19 protein-coding genes are annotated in these 20382 nt (G+C 58.6%); 10 read left to right on the top strand and 9 right to left on the bottom strand.

Annotation, left to right across the window (positions count from 1 at the left end):
* Positions 1-97: 97 nt before the first annotated feature.
* The 4 genes from dapB to grpE all read right to left on the bottom strand — a co-directional run bounded on the left by dapB (position 98) and on the right by grpE (position 4921).
* Complete coding sequence (dapB, locus tag M5G26_RS21895) at positions 98-904, bottom strand: 4-hydroxy-tetrahydrodipicolinate reductase (protein ID WP_038357479.1); 807 nt, start codon at positions 902-904, stop codon at positions 98-100.
* A 9-nt stretch (positions 905-913) separates the two neighbouring features.
* Positions 914-2038: a molecular chaperone DnaJ gene (dnaJ, locus tag M5G26_RS21890; RefSeq protein WP_016986506.1), complete on the bottom strand. Its 1125-nt coding sequence runs from the start codon at positions 2036-2038 to the stop codon at positions 914-916.
* Between the two features lie 297 nt (positions 2039-2335).
* Entirely contained in the window at positions 2336-4252 is a 1917-nt protein-coding gene (gene dnaK / locus M5G26_RS21885) for a molecular chaperone DnaK (RefSeq protein WP_007915221.1), read from the bottom strand.
* Positions 4253-4354: 102 nt separating this feature from the next.
* Positions 4355-4921 (bottom strand): nucleotide exchange factor GrpE, encoded by a 567-nt coding sequence (gene grpE, locus M5G26_RS21880; RefSeq protein ID WP_007915219.1) that lies wholly within the window; start codon positions 4919-4921, stop codon positions 4355-4357.
* Positions 4922-5161: 240 nt separating this feature from the next.
* Here grpE and recN point away from each other — a divergent pair, with 240 nt between their 5' ends.
* Positions 5162-6835: a DNA repair protein RecN gene (gene recN / locus M5G26_RS21875; protein ID WP_134174507.1), complete on the top strand. Its 1674-nt coding sequence runs from the start codon at positions 5162-5164 to the stop codon at positions 6833-6835.
* Positions 6836-6910: 75 nt separating this feature from the next.
* On the opposite strand, the gene fur is transcribed toward recN, so the two are convergent.
* On the bottom strand, positions 6911-7315 hold the full coding sequence (fur, locus tag M5G26_RS21870; RefSeq protein WP_007915216.1) for a ferric iron uptake transcriptional regulator: 405 nt from the start codon (positions 7313-7315) through the stop codon (positions 6911-6913).
* Positions 7316-7412: 97 nt separating this feature from the next.
* Between fur and M5G26_RS21865 the strand changes: the two genes are divergently transcribed.
* Positions 7413-7940, top strand: a complete 528-nt coding sequence (locus M5G26_RS21865; RefSeq protein ID WP_038357476.1) for an outer membrane protein assembly factor BamE — start codon at positions 7413-7415, stop codon at positions 7938-7940.
* A gap of 59 nt (positions 7941-7999) precedes the next feature.
* Here the strand turns inward: M5G26_RS21865 and M5G26_RS21860 are convergent, their stop codons facing one another.
* The 3 genes from M5G26_RS21860 to M5G26_RS21850 are packed head-to-tail and all read right to left on the bottom strand — an operon-like array spanning position 8000 to position 10152.
* Positions 8000-8314 carry an RnfH family protein gene (locus tag M5G26_RS21860; RefSeq protein ID WP_150691827.1) on the bottom strand — a complete coding sequence of 105 codons (315 nt, stop codon included), beginning with the start codon at positions 8312-8314 and terminating at the stop codon, positions 8000-8002.
* Complete coding sequence (locus tag M5G26_RS21855) at positions 8307-8741, bottom strand: type II toxin-antitoxin system RatA family toxin (protein ID WP_016986510.1); 435 nt, start codon at positions 8739-8741, stop codon at positions 8307-8309. The genes M5G26_RS21860 and M5G26_RS21855 overlap by 8 nt, the downstream gene beginning before the upstream one ends.
* 7 nt (positions 8742-8748) lie before the next feature.
* Complete coding sequence (locus M5G26_RS21850; protein WP_007915211.1) at positions 8749-10152, bottom strand: sodium-dependent transporter; 1404 nt, start codon at positions 10150-10152, stop codon at positions 8749-8751.
* Between the two features lie 119 nt (positions 10153-10271).
* Between M5G26_RS21850 and smpB the strand changes: the two genes are divergently transcribed.
* Positions 10272-10754 carry an SsrA-binding protein SmpB gene (smpB, locus tag M5G26_RS21845; protein WP_007915208.1) on the top strand — a complete coding sequence of 161 codons (483 nt, stop codon included), beginning with the start codon at positions 10272-10274 and terminating at the stop codon, positions 10752-10754.
* A gap of 121 nt (positions 10755-10875) precedes the next feature.
* Here the strand turns inward: smpB and M5G26_RS21840 are convergent, their stop codons facing one another.
* On the bottom strand, positions 10876-11643 hold the full coding sequence (locus M5G26_RS21840) for an FCD domain-containing protein (RefSeq protein ID WP_007915207.1): 768 nt from the start codon (positions 11641-11643) through the stop codon (positions 10876-10878).
* Positions 11644-11905: 262 nt separating this feature from the next.
* On the opposite strand from M5G26_RS21840, the gene M5G26_RS21835 reads away from it, so the two are divergent.
* From M5G26_RS21835 to M5G26_RS21805, 7 genes are all read left to right on the top strand, one after another.
* Positions 11906-13600, top strand: coding sequence for a lactate permease LctP family transporter (locus tag M5G26_RS21835; RefSeq protein WP_273916471.1), 1695 nt, complete (start codon positions 11906-11908; stop codon positions 13598-13600).
* Positions 13601-13761: 161 nt separating this feature from the next.
* Complete coding sequence (locus tag M5G26_RS21830) at positions 13762-14586, top strand: (Fe-S)-binding protein (RefSeq protein ID WP_007915202.1); 825 nt, start codon at positions 13762-13764, stop codon at positions 14584-14586.
* Positions 14583-16037, top strand: a complete 1455-nt coding sequence (locus M5G26_RS21825; protein ID WP_273916470.1) for a LutB/LldF family L-lactate oxidation iron-sulfur protein — start codon at positions 14583-14585, stop codon at positions 16035-16037. Before M5G26_RS21830 ends, M5G26_RS21825 begins: the two co-directional genes overlap by 4 nt.
* Positions 16037-16708 (top strand): LutC/YkgG family protein, encoded by a 672-nt coding sequence (locus M5G26_RS21820; protein ID WP_273916469.1) that lies wholly within the window; start codon positions 16037-16039, stop codon positions 16706-16708. The genes M5G26_RS21825 and M5G26_RS21820 overlap by 1 nt, the downstream gene beginning before the upstream one ends.
* Complete coding sequence (locus M5G26_RS21815; RefSeq protein WP_273916468.1) at positions 16705-19515, top strand: FAD-binding and (Fe-S)-binding domain-containing protein; 2811 nt, start codon at positions 16705-16707, stop codon at positions 19513-19515. Before M5G26_RS21820 ends, M5G26_RS21815 begins: the two co-directional genes overlap by 4 nt.
* Positions 19516-19646: 131 nt before the next feature.
* On the top strand, positions 19647-19925 hold the full coding sequence (locus tag M5G26_RS21810; protein WP_273916467.1) for a hypothetical protein: 279 nt from the start codon (positions 19647-19649) through the stop codon (positions 19923-19925).
* 160 nt (positions 19926-20085) lie between these two features.
* On the top strand, positions 20086-20361 hold the full coding sequence (locus tag M5G26_RS21805; RefSeq protein ID WP_150792300.1) for a hypothetical protein: 276 nt from the start codon (positions 20086-20088) through the stop codon (positions 20359-20361).
* Positions 20362-20382: the final 21 nt, after the last annotated feature.

Here is a 20382-nt window from a genome sequence, read left to right as displayed (position 1 = left end):
CGCTAAAGAGCCTAAAAGGCCGGAGAATGCGACAGGTCGTCGCCAAGCGGAGAAAAACCAGCGCAAACAGGGCGTTTGCGCCGGGTTCAGCAATGAATCAACGCAGGTCGAGCACGTCTTGCATGTCGTACAGACCCGGCTCGCGACCGTCCAGCCACAACGCGGCACGCACCGCGCCCTTGGCAAACGTCATGCGACTCGACGCCTTGTGCGTGATCTCCAGACGCTCACCTTCGCAGGCAAATAGCACGGTGTGATCACCCACCACATCACCGCCGCGCACGGTTGCAAAACCAATGGTTTCACGCTCACGGGCGCCGGTGTGCCCCTCGCGACCGTAGACCGCGACTTTCTGCAAATCGCGATCCAGCGCACTGGCGATCACTTCACCCATGCGCAACGCCGTACCCGACGGCGCATCGATCTTGTGACGGTGATGCGCTTCAATGATTTCGATATCGGCATCATCACCCAGCACGCGCGCCGCCATATCCAGCAATTTCAGCGACAGATTGACGCCGACACTGAAGTTGGCCGCAAACACGATCGGAATATCCTTGCCCGCCTCGACCAGCAACTGCTTCTGCGCAGCGTCCAGACCGGTGGTGCCGATGACCATCGCCTTGCCGGCCTTGCGGCAGAACGCGAGGTTTTTCAGCATCACTTCCGGCAGGGTGAAGTCGATCAATACATCGAACTCTTCAGCCACAGCCTCGATATGCCCGGACAACGGCACGCCGATGCGACCCAGCGACGCCAGCTCACCGGCATCGACGCCGATCAGCGTGCTGCCAGGACGAACCACAGCGGCGGTCAAACCGGTCAGCGGCGCGCGCTGCTGCACGGCCTCGACCAGAATTTTACCCATGCGCCCAGCAGCGCCCATCACAGCTATACGTCGCATGCCGACTCCTTACAGATCGCCGAAGAAGCGCTTCACACCGTCGAACCAACCGGTGGTTTTCGGCGAGTGGCTATTGTCGTCGGCCAGCGAGCTGCGGAATTCTTCCAGCAATTCGCGCTGACGACGGTTCAGGTTGACCGGAGTCTCGACTGCCACACGGCACATCAAGTCGCCCGCACCACCGCCACGCACCGGCGCCACGCCTTTACCGCGTACGCGGAACTGCTTGCCGGTCTGAGTACCCTCAGGGATTTTCAGTTTGACGCGACCGTCGAGGGTCGGAATTTCCAGCTCGCCGCCCAGCGCCGCATCGACGAAGCTGATCGGCACTTCGCAGAACAGATGCTTGCCATCGCGCTGGAAAATGTCGTGCTCGCGGACATTGATGACCACATACAGGTCGCCCGTCGGGCCACCCTGCGTGCCCGCCTCGCCTTCGCCGGACAGACGAATGCGGTCGCCGGTATCGACACCAGCCGGCACTTTGACCGACAGGGTTTTGTACTCTTCAACGCGACCGTCACCGTGGCAGGAGTCGCACGGATCGGAAATGATCTTGCCCTGGCCATGGCAACGCGGGCAGGTTTGCTGCACCGAGAAGAAGCCTTGCTGCATACGCACCTGACCGATGCCACCGCAGGTCGGGCACGTCGATGGCGACGAGCCTTTCTTCGCGCCGGAACCATCGCACGGCTTGCAGTTGACCAGTGTCGGAACGCGGATATTCACCGACGTGCCGCGCACCGCTTCTTCCAGATTCAGCTCCAAGGTGTAGCGCAAGTCGCTGCCACGCTGAGCGCCGCCACGGGAACCGCCGCGACCGCCACCGAAGAAATCACTGAAGACATCACCAAAGATGTCCGAGAAGTTCTGACCGCCGAAACCGGCGCCACCGCCACCCATGCTCGGGTCGACGCCAGCATGGCCGTACTGATCGTACGCCGCACGCTTGCTTGAGTCGGACAGCACTTCGTAGGCCTCATTGGCCTCTTTGAACATTTCTTCCGACGCTTTGTCATCGGGATTACGGTCCGGGTGGTGCTTCATCGCCAGACGACGGTAAGCCTTCTTCAGGTCCGCATCGCTTGAGCCGCGCTCAACACCCAACACTTCGTAATAGTCACGCTTTGCCATAAGTCTTCTGCACTCTTGAGGACGTTCGGCAAACCCCTCCTGAGGATGGCCAAACTCGTTGAGCCCCAATACAGGCCCGGACCCAACTCACGTCAATTCAACGATCCTGGTCTTTGTTTCTTGCGGTACTTTCGGCACGAAAAGCAGGAGCATTCCCGGCCATACCGCCAACACGCGAGGCTTGTCGCATGCTGTAAAAATTCGCGTATTCCAGATACGCCAACGCGGGAGCTAGCTCCCGCGCGGCGACATCCTACCAGTCACTGCCTAAAGGCAGTCAACCGGCCGACCAACAACTTACTTGTGGTCTTTGACTTCTTCGAACTCTGCATCGACAACGTCGTCAGCCTTCTCAGCCGATTCGCCTTGCGGGGCTGCGCCATCAGCTGGCTGAGCCTGTTCGGCGTACATCTTCTGAGCAACCGGAGCGGAGACTTTCGACAGCTCTTCAACCTTCGCTTCGATAGCGGCCTTGTCGTCGCCTTTGACAGCAGCTTCCAGAGCAACCACAGCGGCTTCGATCGCAGTCTTCTCTTCGGCGGTGACTTTGTCGCCCGCGTCAGCAATCATTTTGCGCGTCGAGTGAACCAGTGCGTCGCCCTGGTTACGGGCAGCGGCCAGCTCTTCGAACTTGCGGTCTTCCTCAGCGTTGGCTTCGGCGTCACGCACCATGCGCTCGATTTCTTCGTCGGACAGACCGGAGTTGGCCTTGATCACGATCGACTGAGTCTTGCCGGTCGCCTTGTCTTTCGCACCAACGTGCAGAATGCCGTTAGCGTCGATGTCGAAGGTCACTTCGATCTGCGGCACACCACGTGGAGCTGGTGGAATGTCGGCCAGGTCGAACTTGCCCAGGGACTTGTTCTGAGTGGCTTGCTTACGCTCGCCCTGCAGCACGTGAATGGTCACAGCGCCCTGGTTGTCGTCGGCAGTCGAGAACACTTGCGATTTCTTGGTAGGAATCGTGGTGTTTTTCTCGATCAGCGCGGTCATCACGCCACCCATAGTTTCGATACCCAGGGTCAGCGGGCTGACGTCGAGCAGCAGAACGTCTTTCACGTCACCGGCCAGAACAGCGCCCTGAATCGCAGCACCCATGGCAACAGCTTCGTCCGGGTTAACGTCTTTACGTGCTTCTTTACCGAAGAAATCAGTTACCAGCTTCTGCACCAGCGGCATACGAGTCTGACCACCGACCAGGATCACGTCGTTGATCGCGCCAACGTCCAGACCTGCGTCTTTCATGGCGATGCGGCAAGGTTCGATGGTGCGCTGAACCAGGTCTTCAACCAGTGCTTCGAGCTTGGCACGCGAGATCTTCACGTTCAGGTGCTTAGGACCGGTCGCGTCTGCAGTAATGTACGGCAGGTTGACGTCGGTCGACTGAGCGGACGACAGCTCGATCTTGGCTTTCTCAGCGGCTTCTTTCAGGCGCTGCATGGCCAGCGGATCACCTTTGAGGTTCATGCCGCTTTCTTTCTTGAATTCGTCGACGAGGTAGTCGATCAGACGAATGTCGAAGTCTTCACCGCCGAGGAACGTGTCACCGTTGGTGGCCAGAACTTCGAACTGGTGCTCGCCATCAACTTCAGCGATCTCGATCACGGAAACGTCGAAAGTACCGCCACCCAGGTCATAAACGATCACGGTGTGATCGCCCTTGGCCTTGTCCATACCGTAAGCCAGAGCGGCTGCGGTTGGTTCGTTGATGATACGCTTTACGTCCAGACCGGCGATGCGGCCGGCGTCTTTGGTCGCCTGACGCTGGCTGTCGTTGAAGTAGGCCGGAACGGTGATCACCGCTTCGGTCACGGTCTCGCCGAGGTAGTCTTCGGCGGTCTTCTTCATCTTTTTCAGGATTTCAGCCGAGATTTGTGGCGGTGCCATTTTCTGGCCGTTCACTTCAACCCAGGCGTCGTTGTTGTCAGCCTTGACGATCTTGTAAGGGACCATCTGGATGTCTTTCTGCACAACTTCTTCGTCGAAACGACGACCGATCAGACGCTTTACTGCGTACAGGGTGTTGTGCGGGTTGGTCACAGCCTGACGCTTGGCCGACTGACCTACCAGAATTTCGCCATCGTTGGCGTAAGCGATGATCGACGGCGTGGTACGCGCGCCTTCAGCGTTTTCAATAACTTTTGCTTTGCCGTTTTCCAGCACGGAGACGCAGGAGTTGGTGGTCCCCAGGTCGATACCGATAATTTTGCCCATGTTAACTCTCCCGAAACTTTGGATTTTTTTGCCGCAGCAGTGGTGGCTGACTGCGGTAATACTTAAACGCTTGACTTCTAAATGGGGGCCTTGCGGCTAATTTCAAGCCTTCTCGTCAATCGAAGGCGAAATTGGCGCAGGCGCCTTGCTGACCACAACCATGGCCGGACGCAGCAGGCGACCGTTGAGCTGGTAGCCCTTCTGGAACACCTTCAGAACGCTGTTCGGTTCTACGTCGGCGCTTTCTTGCATGGCCATCGCTTGATGCTGAACGGCGTTGAACGGTTCGCCATGCGGATCGATCGCTTCCAGCTGATAACGCTTGAGGGTGTCGTGGAACATTTTCAGCGTCAGCTCGATCCCTTCGCGCATCGGGCGGATGCTTTCGTCGTCCGGATTCGACAGCTCGAGGCCGCGCTCCAGGCTGTCGACGATCGGCAGCAGGTCGCCGGCAAATTTTTCGAGGGCAAACTTGTGCGCCTTCTCGACGTCCTGTTCGGCACGGCGACGGACGTTCTGCAGATCGGCAGCAACACGCAGAGACTGATCCTGCGCGGCGGCCAATTGCTCTTCGAGCACTTGTACACGGGTCGCCAGGTCATCACCCGAACCTTCGGGCGCCTGATTGGCTTCTGGGTTTTGCGTATCTACTGTCTGTTCGTCAGCCATAGAATTCTCCTTTCAATTTCGTCCGCGAGCCTGACTCGCGCTTCTGCCCCGATATATGGGGCCGCAAAATCAGGCTTCAAGGGCCTTCAAGCATTAACCCTACAAAAAAGTGCCGCATTGTCATTCCTCGATGCGCTAAGCAGATTTGCAGTTCAAGCAAATCGACCTAAGGGAGGGCATTGTCAGCCTGAAACAAAACACTGTATAAATAACCAGACCTAAAGCCTGGGAGCGGCCTTTATGCTGGTGCACCTGTCCGTACATAACTACGCCATCGTTGAACATCTCGATCTCGAACTCGATCGCGGGATGAGCGTGATCACGGGCGAAACCGGCGCCGGCAAGTCGATCATGCTCGACGCACTGGGCCTGACCCTCGGCGATCGCGCCGACAGCGGCGTGGTCCGTCCCGGCGCCGACAAGGCCGATATCCTTGCGACCTTCGATCTGGCCGACATCCCTGAAGCCAGCGCCTGGCTGGCCGAGCGCGATCTGGAGTCTGACGGCCCGTGCATTCTGCGCCGGGTGATCACATCGGAGGGTCGTTCGCGCGGCTACATCAATGGCACCCCTTGCCCACTCGGTGACCTCAAGTCGCTGGGCGAATTGTTGATCGATATCCACAGCCAGCATGAACACCAGTCCCTGCTGAAAACCGATACCCATCGTCGGTTGCTGGACGAGTACGCCGGCGCTACCGATCTGGCCCGCCAGGTTCAGCTCGCCGCCCAGCGCTGGCGACAGACTCGCCAGGAACTGGAACGCCTCTCCAACTCCGGCGACGAACAACGCGCACGCCATCAATTGCTGAGCTATCAGCTCGAAGAGCTGGAAAACCTCGGCCTCGGTGACAACGAACTGGAGCAACTGGAGCAGGAACACAAAAACCTGACCAACGCCGAGACGCTGCTGGGCATTTGCCGGCAAGTGGTCGAGCAATGCAGCGAGAGCGATTCCGGCAATGTGCTGAACGCGCTGACCGCCAGCCTCAATCGTCTGTCGAGCGTGAATAACTCCGTCGGCGCACTGGGCGAAGCCAGCAGCCTGCTGACCAGTGCGCAGATCCAGGTCGAAGAGGCCGTTGGCGAACTCAATCGCTTCCTCGATAACTTCGATGCCGATCCGGCACGCCTGCAATATCTGGAAGAACGCCTCGACGCGATCTACACCCTGGCGCGCAAGCACCGGATCCAGCCGACCGAAGTGGGTGAGATGCAGCAGAAGTTGCTCGATGAAATCGAAACCCTCAACGCCAATGACGAATCCATCGAACGCTTGGGTGAAGAACTGGCCTCCTACGCCCGCCACTATCAAGAGAAGGCACGGGAACTGAGCGATTTGCGGCATCAGGCTGCCGGCAGTCTCGCCAGCGCGGTTGAGCAGGAGATTCAACGACTGGGCATGCCGGGTGGTCGCTTCACTATCGAATTGAAGGCCAACAGCAGCGACGAGTTGCTGCCCAACGGGCTGGAACAGGTTGAATTGCTGGTCAGCGCCAACCCGGGCCAGCCGCTGAAGGCACTGGCAAAAGTCGCTTCCGGCGGTGAGCTGTCACGGATCAGTCTGGCGATTCAGGTGATCACCGCACAGACATCCCGTGTTCCGACACTGGTATTCGACGAAGTGGACGTTGGCATCGGTGGCCCGACGGCTGAAATTGTCGGCCAACTGTTGCGCCGCCTCGGGGATCGCGGCCAGGTGTTGACCGTGACGCACTTGCCACAAGTGGCAGCGCAGGGTCATCAGCATCTGTTCGTGCACAAGGTGCGCGGTGAAGAGGCGACTCACACCGCCGTCTCCAAACTGAGCAAGAACGACCGTATAGAAGAAGTGGCGCGCATGCTCGGCGGCATCGATCTGACCAAAGAGTCCTTGGCACACGCGAAAAAAATGGTCGTCACCGCCAAGGTTTGACAACGACAGAAAGCACGAAGGCGACCCTTGGGTCGCCTTCGTTCGTTTCGCGAATGTGAAATTCGCGCGACATGCTTACTTTTTCTTGCGGATGTACAGCACCAGATTGTGATCCACCAACTCGACACCGTGCTCCTCGGCAATTGCCTTCTGGAGCTTTTCGATTTCCGGGCTGACGAATTCGACAACCTCACCGGTTTCCACGTTAACCATGTGGTCGTGGTGACCACTGTCGGCCAACTCAAAAACCGCGTGGCCGCCGTCGAAGTTGTGACGGACCACGAGGCCAGCCGCTTCGAACTGGGTCAGAACACGGTAAACCGTGGCCAGACCGACGTCCTCGCCAGCTTCCATCAACGCCTTGTAGACGTCCTCGGCGCTCATGTGACGCTGCTCTGTAGAGTCGAGCATTTGCAGGATCTTGACCCGTGGCAGGGTCACTTTAAGGCCGGCTTTGCGTAGTTCGCTATTTTCAACCATGGTCAGCTTTCTCGCGATGCTGCTTCGCAGCTTCTCTTAATGCGGGTATGATCGGCGTTTACGTTGTCCCAGCCAAGATAGTGGAAGTCGCCCACCGATGCAAAACACCAAGCTCTTGCTAACCAGTTTCACCTTTGTGGGACTGCTCGCACTCGCCGGTTGTTCATTCCCCGGGGTTTACAAAATCGACATCCAGCAGGGCAATGTCGTCACGCAGGACATGATAGACCAGTTACGCCCGGGAATGACCCGGCCGCAAGTACGGTTTATCATGGGTAACCCTCTGCTTGTCGACACGTTCCATGCCGATCGCTGGGATTATCTGTACAGCCTGCAACCGGGTGGCGGTGAACGCCAACAGGAACGCATCAGCGTTATTTTCAACTCAAACGACCAGCTTGTCAGCCTGTCCGGTGACTTTATGCCGGGCGTAAGCCGTGACGAAGCCATTCTCGGCAAGGACAGTGGCACTACGGTGACCGCTCCTGCTGAAAACGCCGAGAAGCCAAAACCGGAAAAACCGGTCAAGCCAGGTTCCTTGCTGGATCAGATCCAGAAGGACGTCGATGGTGTAGAAACCGTTCCGGTTCCGACACCGGAGCCGCTGGACACCTCGCCGCAATAATTGGCGAGACAATAAAAAACCCGGAAATTCCGGGTTTTTTATTGTCTGCGATTTGGTTTTTACGCGTTTCGGGCCTTGGCTTCGGCAGCCTTGGCCGCACGCAGACGGCGAACCTCTTTTGGATCGGCGAGCAACGGGCGGTAAATCTCGATGCGCTCGCCCGCCTGAATCACCCGCGAATCCGGGTCAGCCACCACTTTACCGAAGATGCCCAGCGGGCACTCCGTCAGATTCAGCTCAGGGAACTCGCTAGCGATACCCGACGCAAGCACCGCAGCCCGCACCGTTGCGCCCTCATTTACGCTAACCGAGCGCAAAATCTGACGATCCACGGCCGCGTACACCACCTCTATCTCGATCACCGGCTTAACCATGCATCTGCTTGGCGCGCTGGCAGAACGCGTCCACCAGCGTATTGGCGGCCTGATTGAACAGCGGCCCCAACGTCGCGCGCACCAGCGGCCCGGCATAGTCGAACGACAGATCCAGGCTGATCTTGCAGGCCTTCTCGTTCAACACCTTGAACACCCAGACGCCGTGCAGTTGATTGAACGGACCTTCTTCAAGGTTCATTTCGATCGACTGCCCCGGCACCAGCGTATTGCGCGTCACAAAATGCTGACTGAGGCCGCCCTTGGCCACCCCCACACTGGCACGCATGTGCTCCGGCGAACTTTCCAGCACTTCAGCGGACGAGCACCACGGCAGAAATTCCGGGTAGCGCGCCACGTCGTTGACCAGGTCGTAGAGAAATTGCGCCGGGTACGGCAGCAGCGCCGATCGTTGAATATGTGTCGTCATGTGAGCGTTACTTCCAGAGCTGAGCGGCAAACACTACAAGAATGCCGATGGGCGCCACGTAGCGCATCAAAAACAAAGACAGGGCGAAAAGTGCCGGGTTGCGGATCGACAACTCGTCGCGTACCGCTTCACGCCCCATCACCCATCCGGCAAACAGCACAAAACACAGGCCACCGAGCGGCAACATGATCCGCGAGGTGAAGAAATCGATCACGCCAAAGAAGTCCAGACCGCTCTGCGCACCCCATTGGTAGAGATGGAACATCCCGCCTTCGTTCACGAAAAATTTGGCTTCCTTCCAGATATTGAAGGAGAACACTGTGCCCAGACCAACGAACCAGCAGATGAACGCCAGCCAGAAAGTAACCCAGGCGCGGCTGACTTTGGTGCGCTCAACCAGATAGGCAACCATTGGTTCCAGCAGGGAGATTGCCGAACTCCAAGCCGCAATCGCCACCAGCACAAAGAACACCACGCCCATCAACTGACCGAAAGCCACGTTACCAAAGGCAAATGGCAGGCTGACGAACATCAGGCCAGGCCCTTCGCTTGGATTCAGGCCGCCGGCAAACACAATCGGGAACAGGGCCAGACCGGCAACCAGAGACACAAACGTGTCGAGCAGTGCCACGCCGACAACCGTGCCGGACAACGACGAACTCTTCGGCATGTAAGCGCCGTAAATCATGATCGAGCCGACACCCACGCTCAGTGAGAAGAACGCGTGCCCCATCGCCGGCAACAAACCGTCGAGGACTTTTTCCGGGTGGAAGTCGAACATGAAATGCACGCCTTCCATGAAATGCCCGGTGGTCATGCTGTAACCCAGCAACACCAGAATCATCACGAACAGCAGCGGCATCATGATGCGCAGGCTGCGCTCAAGCCCGGCGACCACGCCTTTGGCGATGACGAAGGCCGACAGCAGCATGAAAATCGTATGCCAAAGTGTCAGACGCCATGGATTGGAGATGACATTGCCGAAATAAGCGCCGACCTGGTCGGCCGTGGCGCCCTGGAAGTCACCGCGGCCCATATCGACGATGTAATCCAGCGACCAGCCGCCGACCACACTGTAGAAAGACAGGATCAGCAATGCCGTGATCATCCCGGCAAATGCGCCCCACGACCACTTGCCCGAGTGCCCGGCTTCCAGCGCCAGCACCTTCAAGGCGTTCGCCGGACTCTGCCGGGCGCGCCGGCCGATCAGGGTTTCAGCGAGCATGACCGGGATGCCGATCAGTGCGATGCACGCCAGAAACATCAGCACGAATGCACCGCCGCCGTAGACCCCGACCATGTAGGGGAACTTCCAGATACTACCCAGTCCCACGGCCGAACCGGTCGCGGCGAGTATGAATACCCAGCGGCTAGCCCAACTGCCGTGGACAGAAACCTTGTCTGTCGACATCGTTTATCACGCCCAAGCGTTAGAAAAAGAGGCCGCATTGTCCGGGATTCACTCAACCTGCTCAAGCACGCAGCATCACCGTAGCCGACAGCCGTTTATCTCCATATAATGCCGCCCCTATGGCTAAACAGAAGAAACACCCAACAGGGACCATCGCGCAGAACAAAAAGGCGCGACACGATTACTTCATCGAACACAAGTTCGAGGCTGGTCTGGTCCTGGCCGGCTGGGAAGTAAAAAGTCTGCGGGCAAGCAAGCTACAGCTGGTCGACAGCTACGTGCTGCTCAAGGATGGCGAAGCGTGGTTGCTCGGCAGCCACATCACGCCTCTGATGACCGCAAGCACCCACGTCATCGCCGACCCGGTGCGCACACGCAAATTGCTGCTCAACCGCCGCGAGCTGGAAAAACTCGCCGCCGCTGTGCAGCAAAAGGGTTACGCCTGCGTCTGCCTGTCCTGGTACTGGAGCAAGCACATGGTCAAGTGCGAAATTGCTCTGGGCAAGGGCAAGAAGGAATACGACAAGCGTGACACCGAGCGCGAGCGTGATGCCGGTCGTGAACTGCAACGTGCGGTGCGCAATAAGGGCAAGGAAGACTAGTCTTCCCCCCCTTGAAAGCAAAGATCGTCCGATCGCGGCCCGAGCCTTCGGCAGCTCCTACACTGGGATTCGCCTTTCCCTGTAGGAGCTGCCGCAGGCTGCTATCTTTTGCTTTAAAGAATCACATCCCCTTGCGCCGCTCCGCCCGAGCCATGCGCTGAACCTCCTGCCGCACCTCTTCCAGCACTTCCTGCACATACAAAATATGTCGGCTGGAAACCTCACGCGCCTGCTCCGCACGACCTTCAATAATCGCCAGATACAATTCCCGATGCTGAGTGATCAACATGTCGCGGGTTTCCGTGCGCTGCTTGTACATGCCGCCGATGTTGGTGACGACGTTGCGCTTAAGAAGATCGAACAGCCCGCGAATGGTGTGCAGCAACACCGCGTTATGGCTGGCTTCAGCAATCGCCAGATGAAATTTCGCATCCGCCGCGCCCTCTTCCGCCCGACTCACTTCATCGTGGCGCGAATAGCAGTCCTGCAGCTCCTCGAACGCTGCGGTCAACCGCTCGCGATCGACATCAGTCGCGCGTAATGCGGCGTAATAGGCGCACGATGCCTCCAGAGTGTGCCGAAATTCCAGTAGATCGCGTTGTGCCTCGGGGTTGCTTTCAAGCAGCTGCAACAGCGGATCACTGAACGTCGAACCCAGACTTTCCACCACATAATTGCCGCCGCCCTGGCGACTGACCAGCAGCCCTTTGGCCGCCAGTTTCTGAATCGCTTCGCGCAGCGACGGCCGTGATACGCCAAATTGTTCGGCCAGCGTGCGCTCCGCCGGAAGCCGTTCGCCGGACTTCAGTGTGCCCTCAAGGATCATCCCCTCAAGTCGCTCGACAATATCGTCAGACAAACGGCGCTGCCGAATCTGATCAAACCCCATAACTCATTTCTCCACGACCCCGACCGCTCGCCGGGCTCTCTATTCTGGCCTATCGGCGCCTTGCCGACACCTACCAGACGCCACTTGCTGAAACCGGATCAGATGCGATCTGCACCGCTTGTTCGACAAAAGTTTCAGGGCGGCAAATTGACACACCGCCATCAAGGCTTTTACCCTAGCCAACAGCGATTGTAAATTGGTCTTACCAATTATCCAAGAACGCTAACAGTGCCTGACCAACAACAATTAGGGGCCACCCCATATGCAAACCTGGCAACAGCTCTACAGCCCGCTCGGCAGTCTCGGCGTGTCCGCACTTGCGGCCGTCATCCCCATCGTTTTCTTCTTTCTCGCGCTGGCGGTGTTCCGCCTCAAAGGCCATGTGGCCGGGAGCATCACCCTCGCCCTGTCGATTGCCGTGGCGATCTTCGCGTTCCAGATGCCGGTCGACATGGCCTTCGCCGCCGCCGGCTATGGTTTTGCCTACGGTCTGTGGCCGATTGCCTGGATCATTGTCGCAGCGGTGTTCCTCTACAAACTGACGGTCAAAAGTGGTCAGTTCGAGGTCATTCGCAGTTCGGTGTTATCGATTACTGACGACCAACGCCTGCAAGTGCTGCTGATCGGTTTTTGCTTCGGTGCGTTCCTGGAGGGTGCCGCCGGTTTCGGCGCTCCCGTGGCGATTACTGCCGCACTCCTCGTCGGCCTGGGTTTCAACCCGCTGTACGCCGCCGGCCTGTGCCTGATTGCCAACACCGCACCGGTTGCGTTCGGCGCACTGGGAATTCCGATCATTGTTGCCGGCCAAGTCACCGGTATCGACGCGTTCAAGATCGGCGCCATGACCGGTCGCCAACTGCCATTGCTGTCGCTGTTCGTGCCGTTCTGGCTAGTGTTCATGATGGACGGCCTGCGCGGCGTGCGTGAAACCTGGCCGGCTGCACTGGTTGCAGGCTTGAGCTTCGCCATCACCCAATACTTCACCTCGAACTTCATCGGCCCGGAACTGCCGGACATCACTTCGGCGCTGGCCAGCCTGATTTCCCTGACCCTGTTCCTGAAAGTCTGGCAGCCGAAACGCGCCGCTGGACAACACATCGCCGGCGCCGTTTCCGCTTCGGTGGTGACTGCCAGCGTCGGCGGTTTCGGACAGAAGCGCACTACCGTGGCATCGCCTTACAGTCTCGGGGAAATTTTCAAAGCCTGGTCGCCGTTCCTGATTCTCACTGTGCTGGTGACCATCTGGACGCTGAAACCTTTCAAGGCGATGTTTGCCGCTGGCGGCTCGATGTACAGCTGGGTGTTCAACTTCGCGATTCCGCACCTTGATCAGTTGGTGATCAAAACCGCACCGATCGTGGCTGCTCCAACGGCAATCCCGGCGGTGTTCAAACTCGACCCGATTTCCGCGACCGGCACGGCGATTTTCTTCTCCGCGCTGATCTCGATGCTGGTACTGAAGATCAATTTCAAAACTGGTCTGACCACTTTGAAAGAGACCTTCTACGAACTGCGCTGGCCAATTCTGTCGATCGGCATGGTGCTGGCGTTCGCCTTCGTCACCAACTACTCAGGCATGTCTTCGACCATGGCCCTGGTATTGGCCGGAACCGGCGCGGCATTCCCGTTCTTCTCGCCGTTCCTCGGCTGGCTCGGCGTGTTCCTCACCGGTTCGGATACCTCGTCCAACGCCCTGTTCAGTTCGCTGCAAGCAACCACCGCCCACCAGATCGGCGTCAGTGACACCTTGCTAGTGGCGGCGAACACCAGCGGCGGCGTAACCGGCAAAATGATCTCGCCACAATCGATCGCCGTGGCCTGCGCCGCGACCGGGCTGGTGGGCAAAGAGTCGGATCTATTCCGCTTCACCCTCAAGCACAGCCTATTCTTTGCAACGATTGTCGGCCTGATCACCTTGGCCCAGGCCTACTGGCTCACCGGCATGCTGGTGCACTAAACCTACAAGACGCCTACAAGACGCATGGAAAAAACCGACGCCGATCCGTGATTTCGGCGTCAGCAATTCACAACCCGGTCTGTAAGGCTGCTGAAAGCAACGCTCTCTATATTCAGCAGCCTCAGCGGACGGATAACCGGGACCACCCGGAGACACGCCTGATGAGCGAGCTTTTTTACAACGCCGTGCCGAACGCGACCCGCGTGGCACCGCCACTGCCCGAACCTCGGCAATACCCCAGCGAGAAACCGTCGCGGGTCTACCTGTTCGGCACCTGCGTGGTCGACCTGTTCTACCCCGAAGCCGGGATGGACGCGATCCACTTGCTGGAGCGCGAAGGGATCCGGGTCGAGTATCCGCAAGGGCAGAGTTGCTGCGGCCAGCCGGCCTACACCTCGGGTTACACCGAGCAGGCACGGACGGTAGCGCGCTCGCAACTGGCGCTGTTTGCCGGCGATTATCCGGTGGTGGTGCCGTCGGGTTCCTGCGCCGGCATGCTGCGCGAGCATTACGCCGACTTGTTCAAGGACGAGCCGGAAACATTGAAACAGGTTCAGGCCCTCGCGGCCCGCACCTATGAACTGGCCGAGTTTCTGCTGTTCGTCTGCAAGGTGCAGCTCAAGGACAGCGGCGAACCGGTCAAAGTCGCGCTGCACACTTCGTGTTCGGCACGCCGCGAAATGAACACCCACCTGCACGGCCGCGAGTTGTTGGCGCAGTTGAGCAACGTGGAACGGGTCAACCATGACCACGAAAGCGAATGCTGTGGCTTCGGCGGAACATTCAGCGTCCGTATGCCAGACATTTCCGGCGCGATGGTGGCTGACAAGACCAAAGCGTTGAAGGATTCCGGCGCGCACAAGGTGTTGAGCGCCGACTGTGGCTGTTTGATGAACATCAACGGCGCATTGGAGAAACAAAAAGAAGCGCTGCGCGGGCAACATCTCGCCAGCTTCTTGTGGCAACGAACCGGAGGTGCGCAATGAGCACTTCCGCGATTATTCCTACGGTCGCCGTAGAAGAAGATTTCCGCACCCGGGCACACAACGCCTTGGGTGATCAGCAGCTGCGGAACAACTTCCGCACGGCGATGGATTCATTGATGGTCAAGCGGGCAGCGGCTTTCAGCGATGTCCACGAAAGAGAACATTTGCGCGCACTGGGCAATTCGATCAAGGCCCGCGCGCTGTCCAAGTTGCCAGACCTGCTCGGGCAACTGGAACAGAACCTGACCCGCAACGGTGTGACAGTGCACTGGGCGGAAACGGTGGACGAGGCCAATGGCATCGTCTTATCGATCATCCGCGCTCACGAGGCGCGGCAAGTGATCAAGGGCAAATCGATGGTCAGCGAAGAGATGGAGATGAACCATTTCCTCGAGGCTCAGGACATTGAATGTCTGGAGTCCGATATGGGGGAATACATCGTCCAGCTCGACCACGAGAAGCCTTCACACATCATTATGCCGGCGATCCACAAGAATGCCGGTCAGGTCGCGTCCTTGTTCCACGACAAACTTGGCGTGGAATACACCAAGGACGTTGACCAACTCATTCAGATCGGTCGCAGAGTCCTGCGGCAGAAATTCTTCGAAGCGGACATCGGCGTCTCCGGCGTCAACTTCGCCGTGGCCGAAACCGGCACCCTGCTGCTGGTGGAAAACGAAGGCAACGGCCGCATGACCACCACCGTGCCGCCGGTGCACATCGCCGTTACCGGTATCGAAAAGGTTGTGGAAAACCTGCGCGACGTGGTGCCGCTGCTGTCACTGCTGACGCGCTCGGCGCTGGGCATTCCGATTACCACTTACGTCAACATGATCTCCGGCCCGCGCAAGGAGCATGAGCTCGACGGCCCGCAGGAAGTGCATCTGGTGTTGCTCGACAACGGTCGCAGCCAGGCTTTCGCCGACAGTGAACTGCGTCAGACCTTGAACTGCATCCGCTGCGGCGCCTGCATGAACCATTGCCCGGTCTACACCCGCGTCGGTGGCCACACCTATGGCGAGGTGTATCCGGGGCCGATCGGCAAAATCATCACCCCGCACATGGTTGGCCTTGCGAAAGTTCCGGATCACCCGAGTGCGTCATCGCTGTGCGGTGCCTGCGGTGAAGTCTGCCCGGTAAAAATTCCGATTCCGGCGATCCTGCGACGCCTGCGCGAAGAGAACGTCAAAGCCCCGGACAGCCCGAATCAAGTGATGCGCGGTCAGGGCAGCAAGTATTCGCGCAAGGAACGATTCATCTGGAACGCTTGGGCGCAGCTCAACAGTTCTCCGACGCTGTATCGGTTGTTCGGTTTCTTCGCCACGCGCCTGCGTGCGCTGACCCCGAACAATGTAGGCCCGTGGACGCAAAACCACAGCGCGCCGAAACCTGCCGCGCGCTCACTGCACGACATGGCCCGCGAGCATCTGGCCAAACAGGGAGACCGCTGATGAGCGCCAAAGAAAATATCCTCGGCAAATTGCGGAAAAGTCTGACCGGCACCACGCCGATTGCCGACGACTTCGACGTCGATCTGGTGACGCAGCCTTACACCTACAGCACCGAACAACGCATCCCGCAACTGCGCAAACTGATGGAAGCGGTGCACACAGAAATTCACCTGACCTCGGGCGAAGATTGGCCGGCCCTGCTCGCGCAACTGCTGCGCGATCGTCAGTTGCCGAGCCTGTTGATCGCGCCGATTACAGCGCATGGGCAACGCATCACACAGCATTGGGCGAACAATCCTGATCTGCCGACGCTGAAATCTTACGACCGGCCAATGGAAGAATGGAAAGCCGAACTGTTCAATGACACCCCGGCCAGCCTCACCGGCACCCTCGGTGCCATCGCCGCCACTGGCAGCCTGATTCTCTGGCCAACCCGCGAAGAACCGCGTTTGATGAGTCTGGTGCCGCCGGTGCATTTCGCCCTGCTCAAGGCCAGTGAAATCCGCGACAACTTCTATCAGGTGCAGCAGGAATTCGAATGGGCGCAAGGCATGCCGACCAACGCGCTGCTGGTGTCCGGTCCGTCGAAAACTGCTGACATCGAGCAAGTACTGGCTTACGGCGCCCACGGCCCGAAAGATCTGGTGGTTCTGATTCTGGAGGACCAATGACGCTTCCAGCGAACTTCCTGCGTGATGCGCAGCAACTGATTCCGGCTGAACGCCGCTTCGACGATCCGTTATCGACTCTGGCCTTTGGCACCGATGCCAGTTTTTATCGACTGATTCCGCAACTGGTGATTCGCGTCGAATCGGAAGACGAAGTCGTGGCCCTGCTGAAACTGGCTCAGCGCGACCATGTTCCAGTGACCTTCCGTGCGGCGGGCACCAGTCTGTCGGGTCAGGCGATCAGCGATTCCGTTTTGATCGTGCTTGGGGATAACTGGAACGCCCGGGAGATTCGCGGCCAAGGCACGCAAATCCGCCTGCAACCGGGGGTGATCGGTGCGCAAGCCAACGCATGGCTGGCACCGTTCGGGCGCAAGATCGGCCCGGATCCGGCGTCGATCAACGCCTGTAAAATTGGCGGCATCGTCGCCAACAACGCCAGCGGTATGTGCTGCGGCACGGCACAAAATACCTATCACACGCTGGCCGGGATTCGTCTGGTACTCGCCGATGGCACGCGCCTGGATACCGAAGACGCCGCCAGTGTTGCGGCATTTCACAGCAGCCACGGTGATCTGCTCGAACGCCTAGCGACGCTGGGCCGCGAGACCCGCGCCAATGCCGAACTGGCTGCACGAATCCGCCACAAATACCGTCTGAAAAATACCACCGGCCTGTCGCTCAATGCCCTGGTGGACTTCGATGAGCCTGTGGATATCTTGAGCCACTTGCTGGTCGGCTCCGAAGGCACCCTCGGCTTCATCAGCGCGGTGACTTACGACACAGTAATCGATCACCCGAACAAAGCCTCGGCGCTGATCGTCTTCCCGGATGTGGAAACCTGCTGCAACGCCGTTACCGTGCTGAAAAGCCAACCGGTGTCCGCGGTGGAGTTGCTGGATCGGCGCAGCCTGCGTTCGGTGCAGGACAAACCGGGCATGCCCGCTTTCGTACAACAGTTGTCGAATAATGCCTGCGCGCTGCTCATCGAATCCCGCGCCGCGTCTTCTACTTTGTTGCAGGAACAACTGGCGCAAATCATGGCGTCGCTCAGTGGCTTCCCGGTGGAAAAGCAGGTCGACTTCACCGAAGACCCAGCCGAGAACGCCAAGCTCTGGGCCATCCGCAAGGACACCTTCCCCGCTGTCGGCGCGGTGCGCAAAACCGGCACCACGGTGATCATCGAAGACGTGACATTCCCGGTCGAACAACTGGCCATTGGCGTCAATCGCTTGATCGAACTGTTCGACAAACATGCCTACGATGAAGCGATCCTTTTCGGACACGCGCTGGAAGGCAATCTGCACTTCGTCTTCACCCAAGGCTTCAACAACCCGGAAGAAGTCGCGCGCTATCAAGCGTTCATGGACGACGTCGCGCAACTGGTCGCGGTGGAATTCGGTGGTTCGCTGAAAGCCGAACACGGCACCGGGCGCAACATGGCGCCGTTCGTGGAACTGGAATGGGGCAGCGACGCCTATCAACTGATGTGGCAACTCAAACGTCTGCTCGACCCGAATGGCATTCTCAATCCCGACGTGGTGCTCAGCGAAGATCCGCAGATCCACCTCAAACATCTGAAGCCGCTGCCAGCAGCCGACGAGATTGTCGATAAGTGCATAGAGTGCGGCTTCTGCGAACCTGTCTGCCCGTCAAAAGGCCTGACCCTCAGCCCGCGCCAGCGCATTGTCATCTGGCGCGATATTCAGGCGAAAAAACGTGCAGGTGTCGACACCACCGAACTGGAAAAAGCCTACGAGTACCAAGGCATCGAAACCTGCGCCGCCACTGGTCTGTGCGCGCAACGTTGCCCTGTAGGCATCAATACCGGTGAGCTGGTGAAAAAGCTGCGTGGCCGACACGCCACGCATCAGAAAACCGCTGACTGGATCGAAGGAAATTTCGCCAAGACCCTGCAAGGCGCGCGCTTCACCCTGCATGTGGCCAACGGCGCACGAATGATGCTCGGCGCGCCGCGTCTGGCGAAACTTTCGGCAACCATTACGCGGCTGTCCAAAGGCCAGGTGCCGTTGTGGACGAATGCGATGCCGCAGCCAGAGAAGGCCATTCGCTTCAGCCCCAGCGTCTCAGACGAACGTCCGCGTGTGGTGTATCTCGCAGCGTGTGTCTCGCGAGTCATGGGTCCGGCGGCGGGTGATAAAGAGCAAATGTCGCTCTACGACAAAACCCGTGGACTGCTGGAAAAGGCCGGTTACCAGGTGGTCTTCCCGGACAATCTGGACAACCTCTGCTGCGGTCAGCCCTTCGCCTCCAAGGGCTACGCCGAACAGGCCGAGCACAAGCGTCAGGAGCTGATCAGCGCCCTGTTGCACGCCAGTCGCGGCGGGCTCGATCCAATCTATTGCGATACCAGTCCGTGCACGTTGCGCCTGGTTCAGGACGTAGGAGAAACCCGTCTGGATCTGTACGACCCGGTGCGTTTTATCCGTACGCACCTTCTCGATCGACTGGAATTCACCCCGCAAGAGACACCGATTGCCGTGCACGTGACCTGCAGCACTCAGCACCTTGGTGAAAGCCAGGCGCTGATTGATCTGGCGCGCAAGTGCAGCAAAACCGTAGTGATTCCGGAAGGGATTCATTGCTGCGGATTTGCCGGCGACAAGGGCTTCACCACACCGGAGCTGAACAGCCATTCCCTGCGCACGCTCAAGGACGCGGTGCAGCATTGCAGCGAGGGGATTTCCACCAGCCGCACGTGCGAAATCGGCCTGACGCAACACGGCGGCATCGATTATCACGGCCTGGTTTATCTGGTCGATCGAGTCACCCAGGCGAAGGCCTGCTGAAGAAAATCAGAACCCTTGCGCGAGACCGCAGTCCACAGAACAGGCCCCCGAACACTCGGGGCCGTTCCTTCTTTCGGTGACCGGTTCTTATGGTCAGCGAAGTCTGGATCCCTCAGCGAAAGGAGATTCACATGAAACGTTCTGTACTGCTCGGTCTGTTCGTTACGGCATCGGTGATGGCGTCTACTTCGTTTGCCGCCGGGCCAGACAGCCTGTGCGAAGCTAATCTGCAAACCATCAATAACGCGAGATCGGAGTATCAGACTTCTTCGGAGCTGAACGCGCGCGTCTCCGCCAGTGTGGCGAGAGCCCAGGCCCTCAAAGCCCAAGGCAAGATTGACGACTGCGTCGCGGAAACCCAGCAAACAATTCTGGAAATCCAGAAAACCTCGGGAGACAGCAAGAAGTGATCGTGAGCATGCGTTTTGATACCAGATGTAAAAAAAACCGAATTCCTGCGTAGCGCGGCGGTCGATTAAACAGGCCCTACGCTAACGTAGCCTGTCATGACCTCGGCATCGCCGCCAGACCGTCCGGCAGCACCGAGACCTACCGTTCAAGGAGATACCCATGAAGCATTCTGCAATTGCTGGATTGTTCATCGCTGGTGCCCTGCTGACGTCGCCGGTGTTTGCGGCAGACAAAGACCTGTGTGCCGGGAATCTTCAAACCATTAAAGACTTCGTGACCAGTCAGCCATCCCTTCCTGAAAACTCGATGAACAACATCAAGGCGGATCAGGACAAGGCCTTGGCGGCTCAGGCAGCCGGGAATGACAAGGAATGCGTAGAGGTCACCTCGGCCTTGATCACGAAAATGCAGATTCGCAATCCAACCCGTAACTGACACACCATCAGGCCAACCTTC

Origin of the sequence: Pseudomonas sp. TNT2022 ID642 (assembly GCF_028656995.1) — a bacterium.
In the GTDB taxonomy this organism is placed as follows: Bacteria; Pseudomonadota; Gammaproteobacteria; order Pseudomonadales; family Pseudomonadaceae; genus Aquipseudomonas.
This window is presented reverse-complemented; position numbering and strand designations above follow the sequence as displayed.

Coding starts and splice junctions, on each gene's coding strand:
- M5G26_RS21840 (WP_007915207.1), bottom strand. CDS start 11,643: ATGGGGTTTGATCAGATTCGGCAGCGCCGTTTGTCTGACGATATTGTC.
- smpB (WP_007915208.1), top strand. CDS start 10,272: ATGGCTAAACAGAAGAAACACCCAACAGGGACCATCGCGCAGAACAAA.
- fur (WP_007915216.1), bottom strand. CDS start 7,315: ATGGTTGAAAATAGCGAACTACGCAAAGCCGGCCTTAAAGTGACCCTG.
- M5G26_RS21820 (WP_273916469.1), top strand. CDS start 16,037: ATGAGCGCCAAAGAAAATATCCTCGGCAAATTGCGGAAAAGTCTGACC.
- M5G26_RS21805 (WP_150792300.1), top strand. CDS start 20,086: ATGAAGCATTCTGCAATTGCTGGATTGTTCATCGCTGGTGCCCTGCTG.
- recN (WP_134174507.1), top strand. CDS start 5,162: ATGCTGGTGCACCTGTCCGTACATAACTACGCCATCGTTGAACATCTC.
- dnaJ (WP_016986506.1), bottom strand. CDS start 2,038: ATGGCAAAGCGTGACTATTACGAAGTGTTGGGTGTTGAGCGCGGCTCA.
- M5G26_RS21830 (WP_007915202.1), top strand. CDS start 13,762: ATGAGCGAGCTTTTTTACAACGCCGTGCCGAACGCGACCCGCGTGGCA.
- M5G26_RS21835 (WP_273916471.1), top strand. CDS start 11,906: ATGCAAACCTGGCAACAGCTCTACAGCCCGCTCGGCAGTCTCGGCGTG.
- dnaK (WP_007915221.1), bottom strand. CDS start 4,252: ATGGGCAAAATTATCGGTATCGACCTGGGGACCACCAACTCCTGCGTC.
- M5G26_RS21865 (WP_038357476.1), top strand. CDS start 7,413: ATGCAAAACACCAAGCTCTTGCTAACCAGTTTCACCTTTGTGGGACTG.
- M5G26_RS21815 (WP_273916468.1), top strand. CDS start 16,705: ATGACGCTTCCAGCGAACTTCCTGCGTGATGCGCAGCAACTGATTCCG.
- M5G26_RS21850 (WP_007915211.1), bottom strand. CDS start 10,152: ATGTCGACAGACAAGGTTTCTGTCCACGGCAGTTGGGCTAGCCGCTGG.
- M5G26_RS21860 (WP_150691827.1), bottom strand. CDS start 8,314: ATGGTTAAGCCGGTGATCGAGATAGAGGTGGTGTACGCGGCCGTGGAT.
- M5G26_RS21855 (WP_016986510.1), bottom strand. CDS start 8,741: ATGACGACACATATTCAACGATCGGCGCTGCTGCCGTACCCGGCGCAA.
- M5G26_RS21825 (WP_273916470.1), top strand. CDS start 14,583: ATGAGCACTTCCGCGATTATTCCTACGGTCGCCGTAGAAGAAGATTTC.
- grpE (WP_007915219.1), bottom strand. CDS start 4,921: ATGGCTGACGAACAGACAGTAGATACGCAAAACCCAGAAGCCAATCAG.
- dapB (WP_038357479.1), bottom strand. CDS start 904: ATGCGACGTATAGCTGTGATGGGCGCTGCTGGGCGCATGGGTAAAATT.
- M5G26_RS21810 (WP_273916467.1), top strand. CDS start 19,647: ATGAAACGTTCTGTACTGCTCGGTCTGTTCGTTACGGCATCGGTGATG.